Origin of the sequence: Natronomonas sp., assembly GCF_036625485.1 — an archaeon.
Taxonomy (GTDB): domain Archaea; phylum Halobacteriota; class Halobacteria; order Halobacteriales; family Haloarculaceae; genus Natronomonas.
The window spans coordinates 1-3,776 of sequence record NZ_JAZKTR010000199.1; the positions used below are offsets into that span (position 1 = coordinate 1).

The window sequence follows — 3,776 nt, forward strand, 5'->3', positions numbered from 1 at the left end:
ACGTCCGCGTCCGTTTTGAACGTCGTGCCGCCGAAGTGCGTCCGCGAGGTTTCGTGGCCGGCATCCCGGAGGGCCTCCAGAAACTCGTCCATCGCGGGGTTTGGCTCGCCCCATCGCTTGTAGAGTTTGTGCTGGTCGTAGTGGGTCGGCCGATGGAGCTCGTCGGCGATCGTCGCCAGCAGGCCCTTCGATTTCTCGGCGGTGCCGAAGGTCGGCGGAATCGCCTCGGAAACCCGTTCGACGAACTCGGCGTCGTGGGCGGGGCCGAGCCATATCCGGTCGGCGGTCCACGTCGACTGCCCGCAGTTCGGGCACTCGTCGGTCGGATCGGCCATCAGCGCCGCCTCGCTGTCGCGCCACAGACACTGCTGGCAGTGGTCGACGTAGCCCAACTGGTCGATGAGTCGGTTGGCGGCTTTCGCGCCGGATTCCAGTTCCAGGTACGTGCGCACGTAGTGACTCGTCGCGTGGCTCAACACGGGTCGGGCGGCGACGTCGTAGCGGGCGGCCGTTCGGACGAGCGCCGACAGCAACACGCGCAGGCCCATCTCGCTGTGGAACTCGGTGTTCCGGGGAACGGCGCCGTAACTCCGGACGCCGCTTTCGAAGTGGGCACCACAGAGCGGGGCGGTGTCGGTCGCGGTGACACAGACGTACTCGCGGCCGCTCTGAAAGGCCGCGTCGGCGAAGGGAATCGGTGTTCCGAAGGGGTCCAGATCGATGACGTCGTAGTCGGTTTCGTGCATGTGGGCGTTGACGTTTCGATGGACGACGTCGCCATCGAGGTCGTTCAACTCGAAGTTCCGCCGTGCCAACTCGACTGCGTCGGGGTCGACGTCACAGCCGGTCGCCGCGTAGCCGGCTTCGGCGGCTCGGACCGCTCGCACGCCGCTTGCGGTCATGGCGTCGAGATACGTCTCACAATCGTCCGCGACCGCACGGAGGACGCCCGCCGTGATGTCGCGGTTCAATTCCTGGACTGGATTATAAAACACGCCCGACCCGGAGCCTTCGCTGGCGCCGTGGCGCTCCTCGGGAACTTCGATTCGGACGTCCCCTTCGCGGACTTCCATACCTCTGGTTGGTCGGGCCGACTAGAAAAGCAGCGGGTTCCTCGGCCGACCGAACCTGTTTTCCTCCCGGGCACACACGTCTCCGATAGTGACAGCGGTCGACGAGTGGGAGGCGATACTGGAAGCCGACGGCGAGTTGAGTAGTGACGCCGTCGACCGCATCATCGCCACCCACGGCGACCGCGGCGTGAAGGCCATCGAGGCCGTCGGCGAAGAGCGCGTCAAGGAATACCGGGATTTCACCGTCGTCGTCGGCCACTCCGAGGAACACGTCGTCGAAGACGGCACCTGTGAGTGTGAGGATTCCCGGTACAACCTCGACCCCGAGGAGCCGACCGACCTCTGTTGGCACGTCATCGCGGTGAAGATCGCACGCCGCATCGACGCCGTAGACCACCACGATATGTGGTACTCCGAGGTTCGGGAGTTCCTCTAGCCGGGGTTCGGGGTGGTTTCTGGTCGGGCGCCCAACGCCGGCAATATAAACCAACCGGCTATCCACAGTCCCAGCCTCTCAAACCCTAATTTTTGCCGGATGGCGGCGCTCTCGCGGGGCTGTGTAACAAAGCTTAAGCGGATAGCACCATCCGTTTCCCGTATGCTACCGGTGCTACCGATTCAGGCGGGGGAAGACCTTGCCCGCGAGACCTACTGGCAGATCGGTCCCGTCCAGAAGGTCGTCTTCTACTTCCTCGCCACGCTAACCGTTCTCATCGCCGCCATCGGCATCTACCAGCGCTTCGCGCGCTATGCCGAAGGCTCGGACGACTGGTTCGACCGCCTCGATGACCTGCCGAACCGGGTCATCAGCGCGGCGAAGATCGTCGGATCGAACGAGAAACAGTTCAACCGCGACCTGGTGGGCGGCCTGATGCACGCCTTCATCCTGTGGGGCTTTCTGACCCTGCTCATCGCGACGACCATCCTCTTCATCGACATCGACATCTACCGCATCGCGACGGGCGAGTCCTTCTGGGTCGGTGACTTCTATCTCTCCTACCAGCTCGTGACCGACGCCCTCGGCCTGCTCTTCGTCGTCGGCCTCGGCATCGCGCTGTGGCGCCGCTACGTCGCTCGAAACGACCGCCTGTGGGGCAAACACACCAACTGGGAGGACGCCTTCCTCGTGTGGTCGCTCTTCTTCCTCGGCGTCGGCGGCTTCCTGCTCGAAGGCCTCCGCATCATCGGGCAGGGCCCCGAGTCCGTGAGCTTCGTCGGCACCGCCGTCGCGGCGGCGCTGGCCGGCATCGGCCTCGATGCGTCGAGTGCCGCGGCCGTCTACCCGCTGGCGTGGTGGTCCCACACCCTGCTGGCGTTCGTCTTCATCGCCGCGATTCCGTACGCCAAGCCGTTCCACATGTTCTCGTCGTTCGCCAACGTCGTCGCACGCGACGAGAAGGCCGGCGCTCGCCTGCCCGGCGTGCCCTCGGACCTCGATGCGACCAACGCCGAATCCATCGACGACTTCACGTGGAAGGAACTGCTCGACCAGGACGCCTGTACGAAGTGTGGTCGCTGTTCCTCGGTCTGTCCCGCCAAGGCCTCCGGCCGGCCGCTGGACCCGCGTGACGTGATCCTCGACCTCAAGGAGTACCGCCAGGAACTCGACGCCGGCGGCGACGAGAAGGCGATCATCGCCGACGGTGGTGGCGTCATCAATACCGAGACGATGGAATCGTGCATGGCCTGTATGGCCTGTATGGACGCCTGTCCGGTCGAGATCGAGCACCTCAACAGCTTCACCCGGATGAACCGACAGATGGCCGACGAGGGTGCCATCCGCCCCGAGATCCAGGATACCTTCCAGAACGTCATGCAGAAGGGCAACACCTTCGGTGACTCGCCCTCGGACCGCGGCAACTGGACCGAGGAACTGGACTTCGAGGTCGCGGACGCCCGCGAGGAGAGCGTCGAGTACCTCTGGTACGTCGGCGACTACCCGAGTTACGACGAGCGGAACAAGAAGGTCGCCCGTTCGCTGGCGAAGATCTTCGAGCACGCCGACGTCGAGGTCGGCATCCTCTACGAAGATGAGGTCTACGACGGCAACGACATCCGCCGCATCGGCGAGGAGTTCCTCTTCGTCGAGCAGGCCGGCACGCTCGTCGACACCTTCGAGGAGTGTGATTACGACAACATCGTCTGTACGGACCCCCACTCCTACAACACGTTCAAGAACGAGTACCCCGAGGTCGACTTCGACGAGTTCGCCGACGACCCGATGATGGAGTTCGCCATCGAGGGCTACTGGAACCGCGACGGCGACGTCGAGGTCCAGCACTGGACCCAGACCGTCGAGGAACTGGTCGAGGCCAACGCCCTCGGTCTCGCCGGGACCGAACTCGACTACACGGTCACCTACCACGACCCCTGCCACCTCGGCCGGTACAACGACGAGTACGAGGCGCCGCGCGAACTCGTGCGTGCGACCGGGTGTGACCTCCACGAGATGCCCCGCAACCGCGATAACAGCTTCTGTTGTGGTGGCGGTGGCGGTGGCCTCTGGATGGACCTCGAAGAGGAGACCAAGCCCAGCGAGGAGCGTCTCCGCGAGGCGCTCGAGGACACCGAGGCCGGCCAGGCCGTCGAGAAGTTCGTCGTCGCCTGCCCGATGTGCATGACGATGTACGAGGACGGCCGCAAGACCGGCGGCTTCGAAGACGACATCGAGATCGTCGACGTGGCCGAACTCATCGTCGAGGC

General features: G+C 64.6%; 3 protein-coding genes. 2 read left to right on the plus strand and 1 reads right to left on the minus strand.

Annotated elements, in window-relative coordinates; all coding sequences use genetic code 11:
- A partial coding sequence (locus V5A53_RS13660) for a tRNA (guanine(26)-N(2))-dimethyltransferase (RefSeq protein ID WP_332314170.1) occupies positions 1 to 1,073 on the minus strand: 1,073 nt, incomplete at its 3' end.
- 88 nt (positions 1,074 to 1,161) lie between these two features.
- On the opposite strand from V5A53_RS13660, the gene V5A53_RS13665 reads away from it, so the two are divergent.
- Both V5A53_RS13665 and V5A53_RS13670 read left to right on the plus strand, forming a co-directional pair.
- The gene (locus V5A53_RS13665; RefSeq protein WP_332314171.1) at positions 1,162 to 1,509 is read left to right on the plus strand and encodes a hypothetical protein; all 348 of its coding nucleotides are present in this window, start codon (positions 1,162 to 1,164) and stop codon (positions 1,507 to 1,509) included.
- A gap of 162 nt (positions 1,510 to 1,671) precedes the next feature.
- The coding region (locus V5A53_RS13670) for a heterodisulfide reductase-related iron-sulfur binding cluster (RefSeq protein ID WP_332314172.1) at positions 1,672 to 3,776 on the plus strand (2,105 nt) is incomplete at its 3' end.